The following is a 23,056-nucleotide window of genomic DNA, read 5'->3' on the forward strand; positions in this document are numbered from 1 at the left end:
ACCCCTACAGTGTTCTACTTTGGTATAACATTACTTTAATTTAAAACTAATGGATGGAGTTATAAATGTTTGGTGGTAATTGGACAACTGATAAACTGGAACGTGTACGCAAATACCTGAAAGCATATACAACAATTATGAGAAGACAAAATTTTAGTAATTTCATTTACATAGATGCTTTTGCTGGAACTGGATGGCTAACCCTTAAACAGAATGAGCAATCAGAACAGCCCTCACAATTAGAATTATTTAATTTTGCTAGTCCTGCTGAAGAAACCTCAAGTAACACCTTGGAAGGTTCTGCACGAATGGCGCTTCAAGTCAACCCTGAATTTACAAAATATATTTTTATAGAAAGAGATAAAAAAAGATTTGAAGAACTAGAAAAAGTAAAACTAGAATTTCCTAATAGGGATATTTTAATAAAAAACTCAGATGCAAATGTGTTTATTAGAGAAATATGTAATAACCAGAATTGGATAGAAATGAGAGAGCGGGCTGTTTTATTTCTAGATCCTTATGGTATGCAGGTTCCTTGGGAGACAGTTGAAGCTATTGCAAGAACACGAGCTATTGATCTCTGGTATCTTTTTCCAATAGGTGTAGCCTTAAATAGATTACTGAAAAAAGATGGAAAAATAAATGATTCATGCCGAAGGAAAATAGATATAATAATTGGTACAACTGAATGGTACAATGTATTTTACGCAGAAGAGAAAAGTAAAGGGTTGTTTGGCGAAGAGTCTAGGATAATAAAAGTAGCAAATTTTGATTTAATTAAACAATACTTCATTGAACGCTTGCAAACTGTATTTCCAGGCGTTGCTAACAATCCTAGATTGCTATTGAATTCTAAAAACAATCCTCTCTATCTTCTATGTTTCGCATCAAGCAATCTAAGGGGGACACCTACGGCAATTAAAATTGCTCAAGATATATTGAGAAGAGAATAAATGAGTACAAAATCACAAATTGAATGGACAGAATTCACTTGGAATCCCCTAACTGGCTGTACAAAGATTAGCCCTGGCTGTAAAAATTGTTACGCTGAAAGAATGGCCATGCGTCTTCAAGCGATGGGACAACCTAATTATAAAGACGGGTTCAAACTCACTTTACATGAGCAAACATTAGAATTACCGTTGCAGTGGAAAAAGCCAAGAACTATATTTGTTAACTCGATGAGTGATTTATTTCATAAAGATGTGCCAACCGAGTTTATTGTAAAAGTTTTTGAGGTGATGGAAAAAGCATATTGGCATAATTTTCAAATTTTAACTAAAAGGTCAAATCGACTTCTAGAACTAAGTGATGAAATTCCTTGGATGTCTAATATTTGGATGGGAACCAGTGTAGAAGATAAAAACTACGTCTTTCGGATTGACGACCTTCGTAAAACTAAAGCAAAAATTAAATTTCTTTCTCTTGAACCTCTACTAGGACCATTATATAACCTAAATTTGACAGGAATAGATTGGGTTATTGTAGGCGGTGAGTCTGGCCCTAAAGCTAGATACATAGATCCATCATGGGTCATAGATATTCGCGATCAGTGTCAAAAAGCTGAAGTACCCTTCTTTTTCAAACAATGGGGCGGAACTAATAAAAAGAAGGCTGGACGATTACTAGAAAATCGGACATGGGATGAAATGCCTGTCACTCAGCAAAACTTAGGGAGTTATAGGGAGGACTTTGAAACGGTTAGTAGTCAAGAGCCATCGAAAGTGATTATCAGGTAAATTTAAACTCTTCGTTTGGAGCTTCTATATCTACACTAAACTGGACTAACGTTATCAAGTCACCAAGACAAAATAACTGAAGCGATCGCATTCTTTAAACTACCGCTTTTAAAGTGCATTGATCCACACCTCTAAGAGTGTCGAGAAATGCGAACACAGCCGGACTTTGAAGGGAATTCGCTAGCACCGCCACTCTAATTACTCTCTCTAAAGGAACTGGTAAACTGTAAACCTGCACTTCTGGCGGTAATGGTTCGGCAGCAAGACGAGGAAGAATAGCTGCTCCTAAACCTTGCAAAACCATACCAACCGTTGTCGAATCTTGCTTAACTTCATAAGCAGGATTTATATGAAAGTTTAAATTTACCAAATGTTGTCGAAGCAAAGCGTAGCAGGCATTGCCGTAAGCCAAGATTAACGGGTAAGTTGCCAACTGCTCCCACGTAATTTTGTCAGTCTCTAGTTTGGGAGTCGGAGGCAGTACAACAATATACTCATCCCGCAAAATTTCCCAGCCTTCAAATTCATCACCACCGGGTAAAGCCGTGAAGCCAATATCAGCATGACCATCGCGCAAAGCTTGTTCTGCACCCAGATAATCAGAATGTTCGATGATGCTGACGGCAATTTTTGGGTAGCGATCGCGAAATCGAGCGATCGCAGCTGGCAAGATGTGAGTTGCTACGCTACGAAAACAAGCAATTCGCACACTCCCGCCATGTAAGCCTTTTTCTAAATTAACTTCTTTCTCTATTGCTCCTAGCAGTTGCAGCACGCTTCGCGCATGATCGATGACTCGTTCCCCTACGGGTGTGAGATGAGCGCCGTGACGACCGCGATAGAGCAAAATCACGCCTAATTCTTCCTCTAGGGTAGCGATCGCATGACTGATCGCTGACTGGGAAAGTTCTAAATGCAGCGCGGCTTCGCTGAAATTGCCGTACTCTGCGACTGTAACCAAGGCCCGCAATTGGGAAAGCTTTATCCGACTGCTATTGATTTCATTCATAGACGTTATGAAGGTAATGTATGAATTTTGCCAAAAGTCTTCATCCTCTATCTATGAATTTTATTCATACTAACTATGCAAATATTACTTTGTTTGTCAAATAAGCAATTGTTAGATTTAATTTATCAGCTAAATTTGTTTCTGCAATCTAACAGCCTTGGTTTGTTTGCCCGATATTTTAAGTTTCATTTCGTGACAGAACATCACCCAACTGGGTGATTTGAATGGGTGATTTTACAGCGCCATTAATTCACTCTAAGAAATATGTTTCCAGGCTGAGGTAGGATTATCCGTTACAAATTGGGAGATAAAACAAGTTGGCTATACCACATTTAATGAAAGCAGAATCATAAATTTAGCGATTTACCATTTCCCATAAGGTACTTTTTTATGCAATCTTACATCAGTGAGTTAGACAGACAAAAGCTGGAAGATATTTATGCCAAACAATACCAGCAGCCAGTCAAAGAATCAAAACTATTGTTGGTACTCAATAAAATTTGGCAGCTCTTGATTACCACCTTAACCCAAGAGCCAGAAATAAAAGTTTGGCAGCGAAGCGATCGCTTCGGTAATACTTGGTGGGAAGCCTACAATCCTGCTAATGGTCGCTCTGCCACTTTTGGCAACGAAATAGAACTGTTGAGCTGGATTGAAAAGAGTTATTAGGGATAATTTCAACCAGTTTCAGAGGTTAAAGCAATGAAACTTTCATCTAACAACATTCCTAAATTAAGTTCTCAACAGATTGAGAAAACCGACAGCAATAAAAAAGGAAAATATCCTCCTCTGCTTCGCCTGTTGAGCGCGTTTTGAGAGTTTAGCTATTATTATGCCGAATAAAAAGACCGCAGCAGAGGATAGTGAATAACTTTTGGGCGAATCTCATGAAGACTTGGCAGATGCTATATCAACGCTTGAGTGCTAAAGTCAAACCATCAGCAATTGGAACGATACTCAGAGAAACCCGTTCATCACCGTGCAATTTTTCATTAAAAGCTCTAATGCTTTTAGTGCTTTGATCCTGAACTTGAAGATCAGCGACTCGTCCAGACCACAAAACGTTATCGATGACAATTAGACCACCGCGACGGATTAATTGTAGCGATCGCTCATAATATCCGTCATAATTCCCCTTATCAGCATCAATGAAGGCAAAATCAAACGTTTCCGCCTGTCCAGATGCCAACAATTGATCCAGCGTCTCTAGTGCTGGTGCAATACGCAGCTCAATTTTATCCGCCACCCCAGCCGCCTGCCAATATCGCTGCGCTACCGAAGTGTACTGCTCACTGACATCGCAAGCGACAATTTTACCAGTCGAGGGAAGGGCAAGGGCAACACACAAAGAGCTATAACCAGTAAATACGCCTACTTCTAGCGTTTTCGTAGCACCCAGCAACTGCACCAAAAGCGCCATAAATTGACCTTGTTCTGGTGAAATTTGCATTCTGGCTTGGGGATGATTGGCGGTTTCTTGTCGCAGTTGTCGCAAAATTTCTGATTCGCGCAAAGAAGCCGATAACAGATAATTGTAGAGCTGGTCATCTAAGCCAAGGTCTTTTTTTCTTGACATCATAGATTTATAACTTGAAGAGACCCAAAGCTTATACTATCGCTTAAAAGCGCCACCTCGTTCACGGGTACGAGGCGTATAGCAGGGTTATAAAAATTGGGTGCAAGATGTCAAGGAAGCAGAGGAGAAGTAAGAGGGCGATGGTGCGGATATTCTTGACCGTGATTTTGGTAGGATTGCTGACAGCTTGTGGTGTTGCTGCACCGCTACTAAATAGCCAACTGATAGAGAAAGCGATCGCATTTCAAGTCAGTCAAACTCAAAAACAGCTAAGTCAGCAGTTGAACCAGCCAACCCCCAGTGTTCAAATTAGTCAGCTGCGAATTAAGAAGCAGGAATCTTCGATAGTTAACAAGTTACCCACTTACCACCTTCAGGGAACCTACAACCTTAACCTCGAATTCCCCAGTCGTCAGGTGACTCAAAAGCAAAACCTTTTTGATGTTTACCTGCAAAGTCAAATTGAGGGTAAAACTTGGCGTTTGTTGATTCCCGAATCCACAACCAAAGACAAAGACACTAAACCTATTTGGCGCAGTTATTTAATTCCTCCTTTGTATTAGATGATACGGTTGGCGAATCTATTAATCTTAAACTGCGTCCGGGCGTGCCTGCCCAACCTACGCAGATTAAACTGGTGTGAGTGAGTGTGTGTGTGAGGAGTAAGTTTAAATGCTGAGTTGGGAGCAGACTCCTAGAGAGATATCCCCCGAAGGGTATCTAAATGCTGCCATGCGCGGCGATCGTCTACAGACGCTACGCGACAGGGTATCCGCGCCGCTACGCGATCGCGCTTGGGTAGAAATTGATTTAGCCGCTTTAACTCATAATGTGCGGCAATTGAGACATTTTCTATCGCCGCAGACGGAACTAATGGCGGTGGTGAAGGCTGATGCTTACGGTCATGGTGCCATAACTGTTGCCCAAACGGTTTGTGAAGCGGGTGCTAGTTGGTTGGGTGTCGCTACGATTCCAGAGGGGATTCAACTGCGAGAAGCTGGGATTGAAGCACCGATTTTGATTTTGGGCGCGAGTAATACTCCCGAACAAGTACAAGCGATCGCCCACTGGAATTTGCAACCTACTTTGTGTACGCCACAGCAAGCTTTGGTATTTTCAGAGACACTGGGCATTGAAAATCGTTCTTTGTCAGTTCATGTAAAATTAGATACCGGAATGTCACGGCTTGGCACCATCTGGCAGCAAGCAGCTGAGTTTGTCCAGCTAGTGCAACGGTTGCCGCATCTGAAAATTGCCAGTATATATTCCCACTTTGCAACCGCTGACAGTCCAGACCCCACGGTGATGAGACAGCAGCACGAACGATTTGAGGAAGCGATCGCCTTCATCGAAGCCACTGGTATTAACGGGCCGAAACTACACTTAGCAAATTCCGCCGCCGCCTTAACTGACCGCTCCTTACACTACGACATGGTGCGAGTCGGTTTAGCTACTTACGGGCTTTACCCAGCGCCGCATCTAAAAGCCATTAACCTCAAGCCAGTTATGCAGGTAAAAGCGCGTATAACGCAAGTAAAAGATATTGCATCAGGTACTGGTGTCAGCTACGGTTATCAATTTATCGCCAGTGAGAATATGCGCCTCGCCGTTGTTGGCATTGGCTACGCCGATGGTATTCCTCGCAATCTCTCCAACAAAATGCAAGTTTTGATCCGAGGTCAGCTAGTGCCGCAAGTGGGGGCAATTACGATGGATCAGTTGATGCTGGATGTCAGCGCTATTCCCGACTTGCAAACTGGCGAAGTTGTCACTCTACTGGGGAAACAGGGAGAATTTCAAATTTCCGCCGACGACTGGGCGGCGACTTTAGGCACAATTTCCTGGGAAATTCTCTGCGGCTTCAAGCACCGTTTGCCTCGCGTAGCAGTGGGCGAAGCACTGGAAATTTCAGATCAAGCTGCATCATCTTAACTTTTCTATCCCTGTTAGATACGGGAAGAACCTTACAAAAACCCCTCTTTGCTGGCAAAGAGGGGTTTTTGTGGCTTGCAGCTTTCTTAGTCCCACTTGGGAGGAATAGCACTTAACTTTTGCCCTGCCCTCAAGCCCTGAACTAACGTACTCTTCGAGAAGCCGCTTCGCGTTTACGGGCTGAAAAGCCTGCTATATATGGGTTTCAACCCGTTCAAACTGGTTGAAGCTTTGAGCTGTGAAATAAATTTCACAGCTCCACTTTAGAGCGATCGCACATCTGACAGATTAAATTTCTGGAAAATGCCCAAGCTCTATTGGAGTAGAACATAGCTGCACATTGGACAATCTATCCAAAGTCTTAAATAGTTAGTTTGAGGAAAATATGAGAACAGCTAAGAATGTTTTAGTCAATACTCAAGTAGTTGCTTTCACAGGGCTTGTGGCTACTTTGATGCTGTCAGCAGCACCTGCTTCTGCACAGTCAAAAATTCCTCAGCGTGAAATGTCTTATTGCATGGCAACGCTGACCGGTCAAACTCCGGGGGCGCGGATTAATTTGCGTTCCGGCCCTGGCATCAACTATGAGCAGAAAGGCTATGGACTTGTGGGCGATCGCGTTCACATATTACGAGAGTCCGGTGGTACCCCTCAAGATTTAGCAGTCGTTGAGAATCGCCAAGGGTTTTCTTGGTACAGAGTTGGGTTTCCCAAAAGTGGCGCTCGTGGTTGGGTTCGCGGAGACTTCATGACTCCTGAATGCTTCAACTAATCTAAGTTGCGCTCAAAAATGTCATTTTAAGCGAAGCATCTTTGAGGGGCTTCGCTTTATTCTATTACCAGTATTGCCCCCTAGTCTTTAAAAAGGGGGGTATTCTCAAAGCCTCTTTGGGTTTGGGCAAAGCAAATGGGTTGGGCAAACTGTATTCAGCGATCGCAGGCTATCGCTGATAGAATTATTTTACTTGCCAATTTTTATTCCTTAAACTTGTTAAAATGCGATATTGCCATTCACCCTGAATAAATATTCCTTGGCGTATCCTTCAATAACAAATCCCAATCTTTTTATAGCAATCCTATTTGAGTTTTCAGATTACTAGCCCTTCAGATACCCGACTTCTTTAAGAAGTCGGGTATCTCGCCTTCACAAATCATTTAGGACTGCGATCGCACATTACCGCTGCGCTGATTGTGGGGTAGATAAAAAAAGATATATTGATTGGAAGTATAAAGACGATTGAGAATGGATAATTTTTCTGTTGAGACTGCATCGCAGTTATGGAACTACCTGGTTAATCAAACGTACTTTAAGATTTTACAGAACCTTCTCTGGGCGGCTGGGATTCTGCTGCTCACACGATTAGCCGTAGGTTGGATAGGTGGTCTTACCCGCAAAACACTCAGTCGCACAGAACCAACTCTACGCAAGTTTCTGGTTCAGGTAGCGGAGATTTTTACGCTGGTGGTCGGAATTGTGGCAGTTCTCAATAAGTTGGGAATTCAGACAACCAGCGTCGTTGCGGTGCTGGGGGCTGCTGGTTTAGCGGTGGGTTTGGCATTGCAGAATACCCTATCCCACTTTGCTGCGGGTGTGATGCTAATTAGTACACGCCCGTTTGAGGTAGGAGATTTTATTGAAGGTGCAGGGGTTGCTGGTGTGGTAGATGCTATTGGGACTTTCTCTACTACGCTGATAACGCGAGATAACGTGGTGATTACGGTGCCGAATGGTCAATTATTTAGTGGAAATCTCAAAAATACCTCCGCACTGGGTAAGCGACGAGTGGATTTGGAAATTGATATAGGCGATCGCCCGATTGAACCCACGATAACTCTACTTTTATCCCTAGTTCAACCCCATCCCTTAATCTTGGATGAACCAAAACCTACTTGTCACGTTTCCTCAATTTCAGCAACAGGGACAGTTTTATATCTACGTCCTTGGTGTAGTACGGAAGCTTACGATCATGTGCGTTCAGAAGTGCAACAACTGGTTAAAGAAGCACTGCGGACTGACTCGCCAGTAGTATAAGCTAAGAGCGATCGCTATCTGATTCCTTGCTTCCCTGAATCGGAATCTCAATCAAAAATTCTGTCCCTTTCCCTAGTTCAGACAGACACTTCAATACTCCTTTATGCTTCTCGACCACAATTTGATAGCTAATTGACAATCCTATTCCTGTTCCCTTGCCTACAGGTTTTGTGGTAAAAAACGGATCGAATATCTGTTCTCGGATCGCTTCCGATATCCCAGAACCATTATCAGCAATGGTGATTAAAACAGAATTTTCTACCACCTCGGTGCGAATGCGAATTGTAGGGGTTTTCGACTGGGGATTGGTGATTGGGAATTGGGAAGAGGAAATTGCATCCTTCTGTTTCCCAGTCAAGAGTCCCCATTCCTCAGTTTCCATCTCCACCAGCGCATCAATAGCATTGCTCAAGATATTCATAAACACCTGGTTCAGGGGGCCAGGGTAGCATTCAACGGGTGGAAGGATGCCGTACTCTTTGATTACTACAATGCCAGGATTAACCCCTGTGGCTTTGAGTCGATGCTGTAGGATTAATAGCGTACTGTTGATACCTTCATGGATGTCAACACGTTTCTTTTTTGCCTCATCCAACCGGGAGAAGCTGCGTAGCGACTTAACGATTTGATGGATACGGTCGGTACCCACTTTCATAGAAGACAGGGTTTTAGGCAAATCTTGCGTGATAAAGTCCAAGTCAATCGCTTCTGCTTTTTCTTGGATATCTAAATCGGGATCGGGATACCGCTGTTGGTAGAGAGATAACAAATCGAGGAGCTCGCTAACGTAGTCATTAACATAGGGCAGATTGCCGTGGATGAAGGTGACGGGATTGTTAATCTCATGGGCAACACCAGCAACCAGTTGACCCAAGCTTGACATTTTTTCACTCTGAATCAGTTGAGCTTGAGTTTGCCGTAATGTTTTTAAAGTTTGCAACAGACGCTTATTAGTCTGGCGGAGTGCCTCTTCTACTCGCTGACTCTTAGCGATGGTACGTTCTAACTTAGTTACATTAATCCGTAGATCCAGCTGCGCGATCGCTTGACGGCCCAATCTTTGCAGCGCATCCAGTTGTGCTGGCGTTAGATTGCGAGGAACCCGGTCAAGCACGCACAGAGTACCGATTCCAAAGCCATTGGCTGTTACTAGAGGTGTTCCGGCATAAAACCGGATATCGGGGCCATGTGTCACCAACGGATTATTGGCAAATCGCTCATCTTCTAAGGCATCTGGCACAATCAGCATTTCATCCGGTTTGGATATAGCATGGGCGCAGAAAGCAAGCTCTCTGGGGGTTTCGGTTGCTTCCACGCCGATTTTTGACTTGAACCACTGTCTATGAGCATCGACCAAACTGATTAAGGCAATAGGAGTGCCGCAAATATGGGCTGCCAAAGCAGTTAGATCGTCGAATGCCTCTTCCGGGGGAGTATCGATAACTTTGTACTGATTTAGCTCTTTTAGCCTTTCTTCCTCATTGGGAGGCACTGGAGGGCTTTTACTGACTGCTTTAGTAGGCGGGGTTTGCTCCGGGATGGCATCATTTGTAAGGTTTGGTTCGCGCCTTTTAGGAATTGACTGGCGATGCCTTGTTCTGGAAAAATGAATGTAAAGAGCTTGAATACATTCATCAATAAAATCCAATATTCTTTGAAAAAGCCTTTTCACACTTGGGTTATAAACGCTTATTTAAGGTTATGGTAGATCATTTATTATGACTACTATTTTGTACATAGACCCAAGTTATACAACTACGCAAATAGGCTTAAATTTTCTCAGCTAAAAAGCTGAATGTGAAAAAAACCTCCAAGGCTGAGTACAGCAAGGAGGTTTGTAGGGTTTTTTAGGGCTGTTTTATCCTCGTTACCGTAGAGTCAGTGTACCTACCGTAGCGAGAAACAGGTTCGCCAGAGCTAATTTTAGGCACTAACGGAACTCAGCTCTTTTGCTGGTTCTTCCAATAAATGAGTGTAGAGTTCACCCAGTTGCGATGCCACGCCATCCCAGCTGAACTGCTTCTCTACCCGGACTCTGGCTTTCTTACCCAGTTCTTTAGCCCATTCTGGATTAGCCAGAATGCGGTCAATGGCGACGGCAAAAGCTGCATCATCCTTGGGAGGAGCCAGTAACCCAGTTTCTTCGGGTACGACGGTGTACTGGAGTCCACCGACATCGCTGGCGACTACGGGTGTTTCGGAAGCCATCGCTTCAATTGCTACTAAACCGAAGGGTTCGTAGTGACTGGGGACGACGCAGACATCGGCAGCGGCGTAGTAACTGGGGAGGGTATCGTCACCCAGCCGTCCGGGGAAGGTGGTGATGTCTCGCAATCCCACTTCGCCTACAATTTTTTCAATGCGATCGCGTTCGATGCCATCACTTTGACCTGGACGAGATCCGCCACCGATAACTAGCTTCACGTTTTGATCGCGCATCTGGGACTTGGCAACGGCGCGAACCACGGTTTCAATCCCTTTACGACGATCAAATCGACCCACATAAAACACGACTTTAGCGTTCGGGTCGATTCCTAGTTTCTCTCTTGCTGCTTCGCGGCTAACTGAACCAAACTTGCGGATATCGGTGCCACAGGGGATGATGTCGATGCTGCCTTTTGTGGAAACAAGCGATCGCATATGTTCTTTTTCCTGCGGGCTTGTTGCTACAATTCGATCCGCTTTCTCTAATACCTTCTTCTCTACTTCTAATCGGGTAGTGGCAATTAGAGGAATGGTTGAAACCGACTTATACTTAACTGCTCCCAAGGAGTGGTATGTATGAACTAACTGGATCGGTTGGATTTTCTTTAGCTCCATTCCTACCCAAGAAGAGAGCCAATAATTAGTGTGTACTACAGAATATTCAATACCTTCTTGCTGCTGAAATTTTAGCAGTTGTTCAACAAACGTTGGCAAATACTCGAACAGATTGTCTCTCGGCACAAATTGTTCAGGGCCTGCGCTTAAGCGAATCGTTCGGCAATTAGCACTATGTTCAACAATCGTGGGTTGCTCTGGGCTCACTTTGCGGGTAAACATATCCACCTGCCACCCTTGTTTAGCTAGTGCCTCACCCACCTGCCTTACATAAACGTTTTGTCCGCCTGCTTCTTCCTTGCCAATTTCAATTGCTGGATCTCCGTGGACTGAGATTAGAGCAATGTGTTGTTTTATCGTGGATAGCATATGTTTTGTTGGTGTTGAAACTCAACGATGTTTAGGGCGTAGGTTGATATTTTACTCAGGTGCCTCTTTAGCCCACTGAAATTTTGAGTTTGATATTTTACTGTTATCTAAATTTAGCTCACCGAATCTTAAAGAATCTTCATGAGCTATTGATTATTAGGATATAACCTTAACCTGATGTTCAACATCAACTACTGGGGGGAATCTGCCAGCCTACTCATTTCCCACCTGGGAAGTAGGGATGAGTAAATCTGAGTATTTTGGCACCTTCCCAAAGAAATAAAAAATTTATATAAAATGAGATAGATTCTTGAGTGCGATCGCGAAGTGTATGCGCGTTAGCCCTACTCACGCTCAATGCTGTTGTTTCTGGGACTGAGTAAATGACCATTTCCTTGCTAGAACTGTATTATTTGAATCGTCAAACCCATATCGTTACTGCCCCTATGCCTAATTTTAGTTTATTTCTTTAAAAAAGCAAAAAAAGCTTGAGGCGAACGGTTGCAATTTATTAAAACCTGCTATTATATATAATTGTCACCCTGGAGAGGTGGCTGAGTGGTCGAAAGCGACAGATTGCTAATCTGTTGTACGGTTGGTAACTCCGTACCGAGGGTTCGAATCCCTCCCTCTCCGTTTTTGAATATATAACCCCTGTCAGCTCGTTGCGATGTTCAATTACTTGCAGCGTTGCGGATATATTGCGGGTATAGTGAGTAACTTAAGATAAATAAAATATTTAATTTCCCTTGCGGACTGTGGAAGAGTTGAGCAAACAAATGGATAAATCAGCAACAGCTTCACGGATCAAACCTGGTCGGGCGATCGCTTTGTTCATTACCACATTAGCTACAGGTTTATTGACCGCGGCTTGTGAGAATACTACCCAAAGCAGCAGTAACCCACAAACGAGTAGCCCCACCGAGACAACAACTGCTGCCCCAGCCACCAACGCCAAAGGACTCAAAATTGGCTCGCTGCTGCCGACAACAGGCGATCTATCCTCAGTTGGACAACCCTTACCGGATGCCGTCCGGTTGTTAGTAGACACTGTAAACCAGTGCGGCGGTGTCAACGGCGAGCCAGTGACATTTATACCTGAAGATGACCAAACCGATCCTAATGCTGGCGCAGCAGCAATGACTAAACTGGCGCAAGTAGACAGAGTTGCTGGTGTCGTTGGTTCCTTTGCCAGCAGCGTCTCTACTGCCGCCCTGCCTATAGCTGTACGCAACAAAGTAATGTTTATTTCTCCAGGCAGCACCAGCCCTGTATTTACAGAACGAGCCAAAACAGGAGAATATAACGGCTTTTGGGCGCGGACTGCTCCCCCCGATACCTATCAGGCGCAAGCGTTGGCAAAATTAGCCAGCGAGAGAGGCTTTAAGCGGGTTGCCACTGTAGTCATCAACAACGATTATGGTGTTGGCTTTGAGAAAGAATTTGTGCAAGCCTTCAAAAAACTTGGTGGAACGGTTGTCAACGAAGCTAAGCCGACTCGCTACGACCCGAAAGCCGCCACATTTGAAAGTGAAGCAGCAGCAGCTTTTAATGACAAGCCTGACGCTGTGGCAGCTGTTCTCTACGCCGAAACTGGTAGTTTGTTCTTGAAGTCTGCCTACGAGCAAGGTTTAAGTAAAGACGTGACGGTGATGCTCACCGATGGTGTCTATTCCGAAGACTTTCCCGAACAAGTAGGTAAAAGCAGTGACGGTAAGTTTATTTTGGATGGAGCAATTGGGACAGTTCCTGGTGCCAATGGCCCAGCTTTAGCTGAGTTCACCAAGTTATGGAAAGACAAGACTGGAAAAGAACTGAGTGCCTATGTTCCGCACGGCTGGGATGCCGCAGCTTTGATGGTACTCGCCGCAGAATCCGCTAAGTCGAACACTGGCGAAGGCATTAAAAGCAAGATTCGTGATGTTGCTAACGCCCCAGGCACAGAAGTAACTGATGTCTGCAAAGCTATGGAGTTAGTGCGGAAGGGAGAAGATATTAACTACCAGGGAGCCAGCAGCAATGTGGATATCGATGCCAACGGCGATGTAGTTGGTAATTACGATGTCTGGAAGGTAGAACCGGATGGCAAAGTAGACGTAACGGGTAAAGTTAGCCCTCAATAGAAGGAGTAACAAGGTAAAAGACAAAATTAAGAAATTCTTTTTTTGCCTTTTACCTTTTACTTTTTTTAGAAGCCGGAGAAGGTGTAACCAACACCAACCATTAGCCCAACTGGTATTTCATCGTCTTGAAAACCGACATTTAAAGCCGCTGTTGCTGTAAATTGGCGTGACAAGGGAACATCGACACCGCCAGTAGCCAGGAAACCAATTGTGCTGTCATCACCTGTAGAAATGGTCACGCCGCCACCAACGTAAGGGGCGAATCTAAGAGTTTCAAATGGGTCTGTTTGCCGGATGTTAAAGTCGTAAGTGACGGGAATCAAAAAGGTAGCATCGTCACCGATTAACACCGAGGGACGTACTGACAGAGTGTTGCTAAGACCGATTTTGCTAATTATCGCGAAGCTGCCATCACCCAATGCGGTATCACCGCCAAAACCGATATTAACTCCAGCTCCGATGTAACTACGACCGGAACGGGTAGCGCGACCAAGTTCGATGTCTGTTTGGGCAACTTTGTTTTGCGATCGCGTTTCCGAACTTGTCTGTTGAGGCTGTGTTAGAGCAGCGGCAGAGGTGCTTGCGTCTGGAAATGGTTTATTTGCCACCAGGTCGGCAGCTGTTCCGGTTCCATTTGCCACCGAGCGATCGCGCATCGAAGGCAGAGCAGTTGCATCTGCATTCTCATTGATAACTTTCTCTTGGCTGCTGTCTTGTGGCAAGACTGAAGCAGTTGATTCGGTAGCGATTTGGACACCTAAAGCTGCAACGGCTGGGTTGCTTTCTGTTAGGGGTATCTCCGCTGGGGCTGTCGCTGCTTCCACCGCTACAGGTTCTGAATCCACGGTGACAGCAGTCTCCATGTCAGTCATGGCATCGGGTGTCTCAGCTTGCGCTGACAACCCACCACCTACGACACATAGAGCTGTCAGACCCAATAGGAAAGAAACGTGCTTGAAAAAATTAGTATTCACCGACACTCCTCCAAAATTTACTAAAAAACTTACCAAAGCCCAACTTTACAGCCTATTATCACGGAAATTATAATTCCATGACGTTAATTTAGAAAATTTTCCAAATTTTCGCTACCTACCAGGGAATAAACTTGGCTGGGGATTGGGAATTGGGAATTGGGGAGAATAATTTAGGGTTCAGGCTTCACCGTTTGGAGAAAGACTGCCCATTGCGGCGACGAATTGCTGGGAGAGAAAAGGCAGAATCGCTTTGTTTTGGCTGTTAGTTTTGCCTTCGGTAAAGGCAACTAGCAGAAAAGGTTGCAAGCCTGGTATCTCAATATAGGCAGCATCGTGACGTACACTTGAAGTCCAACCAGCTTTAGACCACAATTGGGCTTTTTGGGGAAGTCCGGCACCTAAGAAACCGCGAACCTGATTTTCTTCGTTGGAGGTTTCATCGTCTTCTAGTTTGAGACTGCGTTTCATCAGGCTCATCATTGCTTGCGATCGCGCACTCTCAACCGCCACACCACCGACAATGCTGTGCAGCAGCCTCGCGGTGGCATTCGTTGTCACCATATTGCGATTCTCCATCATCTCCCCCACAAATGCCCGTTCTCGCCCATAGGGGCCATCACCCCACGTTTTTTGATTGACATTAATGGTTTCCATCTCTGTCCAACCGAGGGATTGAAAGTAACGATTGACAATGTTACGCTGCTGCTTCCAGGTTTCAAATGGCCCAGGCGCTAACTGTGGCCCGCTAGTTGTCCCAGTCAATACATCCAGAACTAAACTGGTGGCATCGTTGCTGGAATCAATTATCATGTCGCGGATGGCTCGTTCTAACTCGGTTGAGGTTTGGATCATGCCTGTTTCCAGCCATTCTTGTACGGCGACGAGATAGAACAGTTTCACGATGCTGGCTGGGTAAATTCGCTCGACGCCGCGATAGCTAAAGCCTCGCACTGGGTATTTCCAAAATTCCGCTGCACTGAGCGCACCACCAGTATTTACTGGCACAGGGGGATCGTAAACTATCCAGGTAAGGGCGATTTGGTTGCGCGCTAAACTGGGAAATTCTGCCCAGGCGGTTTCTAAGATGCGATCGCCCAGTTTTTCTAGTTGTTCGTTTTTTTGAAAAAATGTCATTTGTCAGATGTTAAATGTCAGTTGTTGATTAGTTTTTACCATCAAGAGAGGTCGCACTGACTAATGACCATTGACCAATTGTGTGAGTATCGTTGCCAAGTTAATCTGAATCTCTATGATTCCCCCAACTGTAGTCGTTTGGCAACTCAGGCAGCATCTGGGCGGCACTTGCGGGTTTCGTCGATGCACGACACAGCTTTGGAGGTGTGCCTGTGCGAGGATGACTATACAGCCTGGTTAGCGATTGAAGACAAGAGCAAAATTGAGCAGGCGAAAACGCCTTATCAAGCGATCGCACTCTCCAGGGCAGAAATCCAAAACCGCTTACACAAGGTAATTGCCTTTACCCTAGCAGCAATGCAACAGCCTAATTATTACCTGTGGGGTGGTACACTCGGCCCTAACTATGACTGTTCTGGGCTGATGCAGGCAGCTTTTGGCTCGGTAGGGATTTGGTTGCCCAGAGATTCCTATCAGCAAGAGGCTTTTGTAGAGACGCAAAATTTCGCTTCTCTAGAACCAGGCGATTTAATTTTTTTTGGCGTTAATGATAGAACAACCCATGTAGGTTTGTATCTAGGAGATGGGCGTTATATTCATAGTTCCGGTAAAGAGCAGGGACGCAACGGAATTGGAATTGATTGCCTCTCACAACAGGGTGATTCCATTAGTCAATCTTATTATGAACAGTTGCGTTCTTGTGGGCGAGTGGTTGCAAGTTATCAGCCCCTGACATAAAGAAACTAAATGATTTGTGAAGCCAAGATACCCGACTTCTTGAAGAAGTCGGGTATCTGAAGGGATGGCATCTAAAACTCTGCTCTTGATTGCTATCGTAGGCTAAGTTTAGGAGCGTGACCCAGCACTCATATAGCAATCTTTGCAGGAGTTGGAAATTTTTTTTGTTTGTAGCGTAGGCCTCACGAGAGCGATACGGCTGTCTGATCTGTGAGATTGTTATAGTTGGGTTTCGCTACCGATTAACTCAACTATAGCTCTTAGTATTCACTGCTAAATTTCCCCTTTCTTCTGTTATAACTATCGTCTTCATTGCTCAGCACTTTTCTTCTCTAGCCGCCGGAGATTGGCACGTTTATCAACGGTCTTTATTTTATAATCTTTTTCCAGTTTAGAGTTTAATTCTTTGGAAGTATTATATACAAATATATCGCTGTAGCCATCAGGAACCTGAGGAATATTTGGCTCAATTACTAATTGAAGCTGCACTTTTGAATCTAGAAGATAGCTAAGAGACAGTAAATCACCTGGATTCAGGGAATTATTACTACTAATTAAAAGTGGGCGACTAGCTTGGTTGATTATTTCAGCCCTGTTTATATTGTAATGACTAGCTCCCTTGTTCCACCACGCTTCTGCTTGAGAACTCATGGCACATGACAGAACACCGCCCGAAAACAGCAAAGCCGCGATAACTTTCCATATTTGCTGATTTGATGAACGAATGGAGAAAATTTTAGCAGTCAAAAGGTAAGCTACAGCCAACTGACTTCCTAAATAAAAGGGAATTAAATATCGGGATCTTGTACTCAACTTCAATCCGAAGATTAAATCCGGAAGAATTAGACCTATTAAGCTTATCCCCACCAAGCACAAAATAAATAACGCACCTTTTTTTGGAGCATTACGATAAACAAAATAAACCGCGTATCCTACCATTATTAAAATTAAAGGAGCTGAATATAAGCCTAATTTAAAATCTAGAAAAACCTGCCCAAGGTCACTAGAAAAAGTTTGTAACCTAGAAAATAGGTTTACAGCTCTTTGACCGCTACTCGTATTTTTTTCAATATTGCTCAAGTTAGCAATAAACACTAATATCCAGGGAACAAAGGTCAGACATCCAGCCAAAGATGCAACTATATAGGCGGTAGATATCTTATTCAATCGACGTTCAACAATAGCTACATAGATTCCATGTGCAATTGCTACCAAACCAGACATGAGAAAAGTATAAAAGCCTAATGACAAACTTACTGCGTAAAGTCCCCAACTAGACTTTGTTTTTAGACGGATTGCTCGCAATAGTGCCGCGCTTGATAGTAAGATTGTCACTATCCACAAACTATATTGTCTTGCTTCTTGTGCGTACAAAACGTGAAAGGGCGAAATACTAAATAGTGCTATGCTCATCCATCCGAGTAGCGATGAATTGAACAATTCCAGGCATAACCAATAAACCAGAGGAAAAACTAAAAGGCTAATAGCAGCAGATAAACTTCGCGTTGCTGCTACCGAATCACCAAACCACTGCGTCCAAAATCTGGCGATTAGATAATACAGAGGCGGATGTTCAGCATTTCCTGCTAAAGCATTCATTGTGTCTTTTAAGTCTTTTTCAGGATTAAAAGTCTGGTACTTTTGTAAATCTGCGGTGCTGATTACCTGTCCTTGAAAAAGTTGCTGAACATATTCGGAGTGCGTATGACCATGAATCCGTAACGAGGTCATGGTTTCATCGTACCAGTACACTTTACGATCCAGATTAACAAACCGGAAGAATATGCCTAAGAATAACAAGGCAATAACTAAAATTTTTAACCAATTTGGAGGCAGTTCCCAACTTTGACTTAGTTGCTCTTTTCTTTTGTCTTTGGTGAGTACGGCCTGATTTCTAATTTCTTGCTGTAGAACTTGCTGGTCATTCTGATACATATTAATACCATCCGTTCTAGTAGATGTTTTGCTTGTGAGTGTGAACCAACTCTCTGCCGTTGCAGTCACATACTCCGTACTTCCACGTATAAAAAATACTCTAAATACAGAAAAAGTTTGAGAATTATGCTTAAACCGTAAAATTACTGAATTTATTATTGTGGTACATCCTAAACAAGTCCAAGGAAATACTGCTATCAATGAGAGGAATCTTTACTCAATCTTTACAATAGGGAGGGTTACGAGAATATATATAAATTTTGTGTAAAGCAAATGGTCAAACTAAGTAGAAATGCTGGGTGTAGGACAAACTGTGAGTAATCTAAATTTTGTGGCTAGTGGCTTCTAGCAGGGTGAGCTTTTGCAGACTGCTGACTCCGGCAGGATCTGGCAATATAAGTAAACGTCAAGGAATCAAGCTTACATAAGCAAATTTGGTTTCTCCTGAAAACATATTTGCGGTGAGGAATTCTGGGTGAAACGCAGTATTTATAAGGCTTTGGCACTCAAGGTATCAACATGAACACTTCGTCAATTTCACAGAACGCTCAAAGACAGGACATCTCAAGCCTGATTAGTCCAGAATTATCGGTGGTGGTTCCGGTGTATAACGAGGTGGAGAGTTTGCCTCATCTGATTGAAGCGATCGCTACCTCGTTGAAGGAAATGGCTTTCAGCTACGAAATTGTTTGTGTGGATGACGGTTCCAGAGATGGCTCCGCAGAATTACTTAAATCTCTGGCACAAACCCGCACCGACTTAAGAGCAGTGCTGCTGCGTCGCAACTACGGTCAAACTCCGGCGATGTCAGCGGGGTTTAACTATGCGCGAGGCAAAGTAATTATCACAATGGATGGTGACTTGCAGAATGACCCGGCTGATATTCCCCGGCTATTGGCAAAGTTAGAAGAAGGCTATGACTTGGTAAGTGGTTGGCGAAAGAATCGACAGGATGCTGCACTGAGTCGCCTACTTCCTTCCAAAATTGCTAACTGGCTGATTGGTAGAGTTACGGGCGTAGAGTTACACGACTACGGTTGTTCCCTGAAAGCCTATCGCAGCGAACTGGTAGCAGATATGAACCTCTACGGCGAGTTGCACCGATTTTTGCCCGCTTTGGCTTTCATTGAGGGGGCGAGAATTGCTGAGATGCAGGTACGTCACCACGCCCGTAAGTTTGGGCGCAGTAAGTATGGGATTTGGCGGACTTTTCGCGTCGTGATGGACTTGCTAACTGTCTACTTTATGAAAAAGTTTCTCACCCGTCCCATGCACGTATTTGGGCTGTTTGGGATGGTAGCGATCGCCTTGGGAATACTGCTGGGTTGTTATTTAACTTTCTTAAAGCTGGCTTTGGGTCAAAGCATCGGCGATCGCCCGTTACTAATTTTGGCTGTCGTGCTTCTGGTAACTGGCGTACAGCTATTTAGCTTTGGACTGCTGGCAGAACTGTTAATGAGAACTTATCACGAATCGCAAGGACGACCAATCTATCGGGTGAGGGAAGTAGTTGGAGAAAAGGTTAACAATAGTAACAAGATAGATGGCTAAAGATTAAGAAGGAATTACGCTTTGAAAGTTTTTTGGACGCTAGAGCCACAAAGTCGCCGCAATCTGCTGATTTTATTTACGGCTGGGCTATTATTTTGGTCTAGTATGGCTTCTTTGCTGCCGACTCTGCCTCTGTATGTGGAGTCTGTAGGCGGAACGACGCAGCAGATTGGTGTTGTCATGGGATCGTTTGCCGTCGGGCTGATTCTGTGCCGTTCGCGGCTGGGGCGTTTGGCAGATCGACGCAGTCGAAAACTGGTGGTGCTGATTGGCGCGGTAGTAGCTGCGATCGCGCCTTTAGGTTATCTGGTTGTAAATTCGATTCCCCTATTGATGGCGCTGCGGGCGTTCCACGGTATCAGCATTGCAGCTTTCACGACTGGTTACAGCGCCTTGGTGGTGGATTTGGCTCCGGTGTCCAAGCGGGGCGAGATAATTGGCTACATGAGCTTGGTGACACCAATTGGGGTGGCAATGGGGCCGGCCATTGGCGGTTATCTACAGGCTGGGGCGGGCTACACACCGTTATTTCTGGGCGCATCTGGCTTGGGAATTTTGGGTTTAATTTGTGCCACTCTTGTCAAGGAACCTGGTATTACTAAAGAAACACTTGATTCTCAGGTATCTGCTGGTTCAGAAAATCCAGTCCAGTTTTGGAAGCTACTAGCCAGCCCTCGCTTGCGAACTCCAGCTATAGTGTTGTTGCTGATTGGTTTGTCGTTTGGAGCGTTGAGTACCTTTGTACCTTTGTATATTAAGGCGATTAAGGTTGACTTAAATCCTGGGTTATTTTACACAGCAGCAGCTTGTGCTTCTTTCATCTCCCGCATAATCGTTGGTCGCGCCAGCGATCGCTACGGACGAGGAATATTTATCACTGGTAGTATATTTTGCTATGCCATAGCGATGCTAATTATTTCTTTCGCTGACACACCATCAAGCTTTTTGCTGGGTGGTTTTCTAGAAGGTGCAGGATCGGGAACGTTAATGCCAATGATAATTGCTTTAATTTCTGACCGTTCCACCGCCCAAGAAAGAGGTAAAGTTTTTGCTTTGTGCATTACTGGATTTGATGTCGGGATTGCGATCGCTGGGCCTGTTTTAGGTTCTGTTGCTGAACCTCTCGGCTATCGGGGAATGTTTGTTATTACGACAGCTCTTTCATTCCTAGCTCTCATCGTTTTCGCCACATCTTCCAGCAAAAATATACCCCATTCCCTCCGCTTCGCCATAGGCAGAGAAAAGGATGTTTATGCTTTGAATAAGTAAGTAGTGATAAAGATGCTAAGCTCCCCGAACGGCAGATAACCTCTTGGACTCAGCCGAATGCTCTTATCCAGCACTTCGGTAAAGCGAAGTGTTGGGCTGCTGATACTACCTCGGCGATTTACGCCAACCATTTGCTATAGCCTCTGACTCTGTGCAAAACCATCTCTCCCCACTTGCTGGATCAATCCGTGTTGACTCATAATCCTCTGCACCCGGAAGGTGGTAAATCTTGTTTCCAGTTCCAATGGAAATGTTTCCTTTAATATTGCATCCCGGTTTTGTTATAGATGTAACAGATGTCATTGGAGATGAAGAACGGCTACCACTATATTCCGGAGAACGGCTACCGCTAAATTTCATTGCCACAATCGCAATAACACCCACAACTGCAATGCGGATAACCTTTTCCAGCCCGTGTTTTGTTGGCTTTTGCTTATAAGGCAAAGGTCGAGGTGCAACCCCTTCAATTGAGGCATTGGAGGCACGAACTTTTCCATTTGCCTCCGTTGTTAGATCGTAAAGAACTGTATCCCCTACTTTTGGGCGGCGACTCGCTTCTTTGAGCGCACTGATATGAAGAAAAACTTCTTTACTTCCATCACTAGGTTGTATGAAGCCGAAACCCCGATCATCCTTCCATGTTTTCAGTTGACCTTTACGCAGAACAGGTTTCATGAAAGAGCCTCATTGTCTATGCCCATTTTATAGTGTTTCCCCATAAAGACAAAGTAACAACGCTAATTTCTCCCATAGATAACCTTGGGATATCTTAAAGCTTAAACACCGACAGATAACCTTGAAGTACCGCATCTTGGTGGATGCGGTTTGAAGAAAGTTTAATTCGCCAACTTTTGCGGGAGGAAATTATGCAGGAATCTGTAACTTATCAAGCCATTATCCGAAAAGGACGACAACAGGGAAAGCAAGAGGAGGCGCGATCGCTAGTTATGCGTATGCTAACCCGTCAATTTGGTAATCTAGATGAACAATTGCAACAGCGCATTGGGGCATTATCGGTCACGCAGTTAGAGGAATTGGCTTTGGCGTTGTTGGATTTTCACTCTGCTGCGGATTTAATTGTCTGGTTGGATGAGAATTAGTTATGACTACACAGAGCGATCGCGCTTTGTCTAACCCAGAGCCATCGCGTTTGATTCCCAAAGCAAAAAGACAAAAGACACTTTTTTTGCCTTTTGCCTTTTTACTTATTAAACGGGCTAGGAGGGATTCGAACCCCCGACACCGTGGTCCGTAGCCACGTGCTCTAGTCCACTGAGCTACAAGCCCTTGCCCGAATCTCATAATAACACAACTCAAAGCGATGACGCAAAATTTTTCTGAAATTCAACCGCTAACTCATCTGGATGCCCAAGGTGAGGCGCAGATGGTGGATGTTTCCGGCAAATCCGCAACCAAACGCATTGCAGTCGCCGCCGCGCAGGTGCGGATGTTGCCAGAGACGTTGGCGGCGATTCAGGCGGGGAATGCGCCAAAAGGGGATGTCTTAGGAACCGCGAGACTGGCGGGAATTATGGCAGCAAAACAGACTTCAGGGCTAATCCCCCTGTGTCATCCCTTACCAATCAGTAAAGTAGAAGTGAATCTGACACCAGACCCCCAACTGCCGGGATACCAGATTCGGGCAGAAGTCGTAACCAAGGCTGAAACAGGTGTGGAAATGGAAGCCCTGACAGCAGTTTCCGTTGCCGCGCTTACACTGTACGACATGGCAAAAGCCTTGGAAAAGGGGATGATCATTGAATCAATTCGCTTAGTGAGTAAAACTGGCGGCAAGTCGGGAGATTATCAACGTCCGGAAGATGCCACTTAGAGCTTTAAAATGAAGTTAGTTGTT

General features: G+C 44.5%; 21 protein-coding genes and 2 tRNA genes. 14 read left to right on the forward strand and 9 right to left on the reverse strand.

The window, feature by feature from the left end; translation table 11 throughout:
* The first annotated feature begins 65 nt into the window (after window positions 1–65).
* The gene (locus tag H6F63_RS24130) at window positions 66–953 is read left to right on the forward strand and encodes a three-Cys-motif partner protein TcmP (protein WP_199298240.1); all 888 of its coding nucleotides are present in this window, start codon (window positions 66–68) and stop codon (window positions 951–953) included.
* Complete coding sequence (locus H6F63_RS24135; RefSeq protein WP_190639893.1) at window positions 954–1,739, forward strand: phage Gp37/Gp68 family protein; 786 nt, start codon at window positions 954–956, stop codon at window positions 1,737–1,739.
* 94 nt (window positions 1,740–1,833) lie between these two features.
* Here H6F63_RS24135 and H6F63_RS24140 read toward each other — a convergent pair whose 3' ends face one another.
* Window positions 1,834–2,748 (reverse strand): LysR family transcriptional regulator, encoded by a 915-nt coding sequence (locus tag H6F63_RS24140; protein WP_190639894.1) that lies wholly within the window; start codon window positions 2,746–2,748, stop codon window positions 1,834–1,836.
* 390 nt (window positions 2,749–3,138) lie between these two features.
* Here H6F63_RS24140 and H6F63_RS24145 point away from each other — a divergent pair, with 390 nt between their 5' ends.
* Window positions 3,139–3,417, forward strand: coding sequence for a hypothetical protein (locus tag H6F63_RS24145; protein WP_199298241.1), 279 nt, complete (start codon window positions 3,139–3,141; stop codon window positions 3,415–3,417).
* A gap of 241 nt (window positions 3,418–3,658) precedes the next feature.
* On the opposite strand, the gene H6F63_RS24150 is transcribed toward H6F63_RS24145, so the two are convergent.
* The gene (locus H6F63_RS24150) at window positions 3,659–4,327 is read right to left on the reverse strand and encodes a class I SAM-dependent methyltransferase (protein WP_199298242.1); all 669 of its coding nucleotides are present in this window, start codon (window positions 4,325–4,327) and stop codon (window positions 3,659–3,661) included.
* A 137-nt stretch (window positions 4,328–4,464) separates the two neighbouring features.
* Between H6F63_RS24150 and H6F63_RS24155 the strand changes: the two genes are divergently transcribed.
* The 4 genes from H6F63_RS24155 (at window position 4,465) to H6F63_RS24170 (ending at window position 8,288) form a co-directional block, all read left to right on the forward strand.
* Window positions 4,465–4,887 carry a hypothetical protein gene (locus H6F63_RS24155; protein WP_190639895.1) on the forward strand — a complete coding sequence of 141 codons (423 nt, stop codon included), beginning with the start codon at window positions 4,465–4,467 and terminating at the stop codon, window positions 4,885–4,887.
* Window positions 4,888–5,056: 169 nt separating this feature from the next.
* Window positions 5,057–6,256, forward strand: a complete 1,200-nt coding sequence (gene alr / locus H6F63_RS24160) for an alanine racemase (RefSeq protein WP_199298254.1) — start codon at window positions 5,057–5,059, stop codon at window positions 6,254–6,256.
* Between the two features lie 385 nt (window positions 6,257–6,641).
* Window positions 6,642–7,028, forward strand: a complete 387-nt coding sequence (locus H6F63_RS24165; protein ID WP_242020076.1) for an SH3 domain-containing protein — start codon at window positions 6,642–6,644, stop codon at window positions 7,026–7,028.
* Between the two features lie 471 nt (window positions 7,029–7,499).
* Window positions 7,500–8,288, forward strand: coding sequence for a mechanosensitive ion channel family protein (locus H6F63_RS24170; protein ID WP_190639897.1), 789 nt, complete (start codon window positions 7,500–7,502; stop codon window positions 8,286–8,288).
* Between the two features lies 1 nt (window position 8,289).
* Here the strand turns inward: H6F63_RS24170 and H6F63_RS24175 are convergent, their stop codons facing one another.
* Together H6F63_RS24175 and H6F63_RS24180 are read right to left on the reverse strand one after the other, a co-directional pair.
* Window positions 8,290–9,960: an ATP-binding protein gene (locus H6F63_RS24175; protein ID WP_347276834.1), complete on the reverse strand. Its 1,671-nt coding sequence runs from the start codon at window positions 9,958–9,960 to the stop codon at window positions 8,290–8,292.
* Between the two features lie 251 nt (window positions 9,961–10,211).
* A complete protein-coding gene (locus H6F63_RS24180; protein ID WP_190639898.1) occupies window positions 10,212–11,477 on the reverse strand; it encodes a glycosyltransferase family 1 protein in 1,266 nt (421 codons plus the stop codon).
* Between the two features lie 544 nt (window positions 11,478–12,021).
* Here H6F63_RS24180 and H6F63_RS24185 point away from each other — a divergent pair.
* Window positions 12,022–12,113, forward strand: a tRNA-Ser gene (locus H6F63_RS24185).
* Between the two features lie 143 nt (window positions 12,114–12,256).
* Window positions 12,257–13,600, forward strand: a complete 1,344-nt coding sequence (locus H6F63_RS24190) for an ABC transporter substrate-binding protein (RefSeq protein ID WP_190639899.1) — start codon at window positions 12,257–12,259, stop codon at window positions 13,598–13,600.
* A gap of 65 nt (window positions 13,601–13,665) precedes the next feature.
* Here H6F63_RS24190 and H6F63_RS24195 read toward each other — a convergent pair whose 3' ends face one another.
* Complete coding sequence (locus H6F63_RS24195; RefSeq protein ID WP_190639900.1) at window positions 13,666–14,574, reverse strand: hypothetical protein; 909 nt, start codon at window positions 14,572–14,574, stop codon at window positions 13,666–13,668.
* A 177-nt stretch (window positions 14,575–14,751) separates the two neighbouring features.
* Window positions 14,752–15,708 carry a serine hydrolase gene (locus H6F63_RS24200; protein ID WP_190639901.1) on the reverse strand — a complete coding sequence of 319 codons (957 nt, stop codon included), beginning with the start codon at window positions 15,706–15,708 and terminating at the stop codon, window positions 14,752–14,754.
* A 63-nt stretch (window positions 15,709–15,771) separates the two neighbouring features.
* Between H6F63_RS24200 and H6F63_RS24205 the strand changes: the two genes are divergently transcribed.
* Window positions 15,772–16,446: a C40 family peptidase gene (locus tag H6F63_RS24205; protein WP_190639902.1), complete on the forward strand. Its 675-nt coding sequence runs from the start codon at window positions 15,772–15,774 to the stop codon at window positions 16,444–16,446.
* 309 nt (window positions 16,447–16,755) lie between these two features.
* On the opposite strand, the gene H6F63_RS24210 is transcribed toward H6F63_RS24205, so the two are convergent.
* On the reverse strand, window positions 16,756–18,450 hold the full coding sequence (locus H6F63_RS24210) for a glycosyltransferase family 39 protein (RefSeq protein WP_199298243.1): 1,695 nt from the start codon (window positions 18,448–18,450) through the stop codon (window positions 16,756–16,758).
* 450 nt (window positions 18,451–18,900) lie between these two features.
* Between H6F63_RS24210 and H6F63_RS24215 the strand changes: the two genes are divergently transcribed.
* Both H6F63_RS24215 and H6F63_RS24220 read left to right on the forward strand, forming a co-directional pair.
* Window positions 18,901–19,932: a glycosyltransferase family 2 protein gene (locus H6F63_RS24215; protein ID WP_190639903.1), complete on the forward strand. Its 1,032-nt coding sequence runs from the start codon at window positions 18,901–18,903 to the stop codon at window positions 19,930–19,932.
* A 21-nt stretch (window positions 19,933–19,953) separates the two neighbouring features.
* The gene (locus H6F63_RS24220; RefSeq protein ID WP_190639904.1) at window positions 19,954–21,201 is read left to right on the forward strand and encodes an MFS transporter; all 1,248 of its coding nucleotides are present in this window, start codon (window positions 19,954–19,956) and stop codon (window positions 21,199–21,201) included.
* 105 nt (window positions 21,202–21,306) lie between these two features.
* Here the strand turns inward: H6F63_RS24220 and H6F63_RS24225 are convergent, their stop codons facing one another.
* Entirely contained in the window at window positions 21,307–21,876 is a 570-nt protein-coding gene (locus H6F63_RS24225; protein ID WP_190419095.1) for a cold shock domain-containing protein, read from the reverse strand.
* A 143-nt stretch (window positions 21,877–22,019) separates the two neighbouring features.
* On the opposite strand from H6F63_RS24225, the gene H6F63_RS24230 reads away from it, so the two are divergent.
* The gene (locus H6F63_RS24230) at window positions 22,020–22,301 is read left to right on the forward strand and encodes a DUF4351 domain-containing protein (RefSeq protein WP_190639905.1); all 282 of its coding nucleotides are present in this window, start codon (window positions 22,020–22,022) and stop codon (window positions 22,299–22,301) included.
* A gap of 113 nt (window positions 22,302–22,414) precedes the next feature.
* On the opposite strand, the gene H6F63_RS24235 is transcribed toward H6F63_RS24230, so the two are convergent.
* Window positions 22,415–22,488: transfer RNA gene (locus H6F63_RS24235), tRNA-Arg, on the reverse strand.
* 34 nt (window positions 22,489–22,522) lie between these two features.
* Here H6F63_RS24235 and moaC point away from each other — a divergent pair.
* Window positions 22,523–23,032, forward strand: coding sequence for a cyclic pyranopterin monophosphate synthase MoaC (gene moaC / locus H6F63_RS24240; RefSeq protein ID WP_190639906.1), 510 nt, complete (start codon window positions 22,523–22,525; stop codon window positions 23,030–23,032).
* Window positions 23,033–23,056 lie beyond the last annotated feature (24 nt).

Source organism: Trichocoleus sp. FACHB-40, assembly GCF_014695915.1.
Lineage (GTDB): Bacteria > Cyanobacteriota > Cyanobacteriia > Cyanobacteriales > FACHB-T130 > Funiculus > Funiculus sociatus.

What these genes read in the sequence shown, in the direction of transcription:
- H6F63_RS24130 (WP_199298240.1), top strand. Translation starts at nt 66, where the DNA reads ATGTTTGGTGGTAATTGGACAACTGATAAACTGGAACGTGTACGCAAA.
- H6F63_RS24135 (WP_190639893.1), top strand. Translation starts at nt 954, where the DNA reads ATGAGTACAAAATCACAAATTGAATGGACAGAATTCACTTGGAATCCC.
- H6F63_RS24140 (WP_190639894.1), bottom strand. Translation starts at nt 2,748, where the DNA reads ATGAATGAAATCAATAGCAGTCGGATAAAGCTTTCCCAATTGCGGGCC.
- H6F63_RS24145 (WP_199298241.1), top strand. Translation starts at nt 3,139, where the DNA reads ATGCAATCTTACATCAGTGAGTTAGACAGACAAAAGCTGGAAGATATT.
- H6F63_RS24150 (WP_199298242.1), bottom strand. Translation starts at nt 4,327, where the DNA reads ATGATGTCAAGAAAAAAAGACCTTGGCTTAGATGACCAGCTCTACAAT.
- H6F63_RS24155 (WP_190639895.1), top strand. Translation starts at nt 4,465, where the DNA reads ATGGTGCGGATATTCTTGACCGTGATTTTGGTAGGATTGCTGACAGCT.
- alr (WP_199298254.1), top strand. Translation starts at nt 5,057, where the DNA reads ATGCGCGGCGATCGTCTACAGACGCTACGCGACAGGGTATCCGCGCCG.
- H6F63_RS24165 (WP_242020076.1), top strand. Translation starts at nt 6,642, where the DNA reads ATGAGAACAGCTAAGAATGTTTTAGTCAATACTCAAGTAGTTGCTTTC.
- H6F63_RS24170 (WP_190639897.1), top strand. Translation starts at nt 7,500, where the DNA reads ATGGATAATTTTTCTGTTGAGACTGCATCGCAGTTATGGAACTACCTG.
- H6F63_RS24180 (WP_190639898.1), bottom strand. Translation starts at nt 11,477, where the DNA reads ATGCTATCCACGATAAAACAACACATTGCTCTAATCTCAGTCCACGGA.
- H6F63_RS24190 (WP_190639899.1), top strand. Translation starts at nt 12,257, where the DNA reads ATGGATAAATCAGCAACAGCTTCACGGATCAAACCTGGTCGGGCGATC.
- H6F63_RS24200 (WP_190639901.1), bottom strand. Translation starts at nt 15,708, where the DNA reads ATGACATTTTTTCAAAAAAACGAACAACTAGAAAAACTGGGCGATCGC.
- H6F63_RS24205 (WP_190639902.1), top strand. Translation starts at nt 15,772, where the DNA reads ATGACCATTGACCAATTGTGTGAGTATCGTTGCCAAGTTAATCTGAAT.
- H6F63_RS24215 (WP_190639903.1), top strand. Translation starts at nt 18,901, where the DNA reads ATGAACACTTCGTCAATTTCACAGAACGCTCAAAGACAGGACATCTCA.
- H6F63_RS24225 (WP_190419095.1), bottom strand. Translation starts at nt 21,876, where the DNA reads ATGAAACCTGTTCTGCGTAAAGGTCAACTGAAAACATGGAAGGATGAT.
- H6F63_RS24230 (WP_190639905.1), top strand. Translation starts at nt 22,020, where the DNA reads ATGCGGTTTGAAGAAAGTTTAATTCGCCAACTTTTGCGGGAGGAAATT.
- moaC (WP_190639906.1), top strand. Translation starts at nt 22,523, where the DNA reads ATGACGCAAAATTTTTCTGAAATTCAACCGCTAACTCATCTGGATGCC.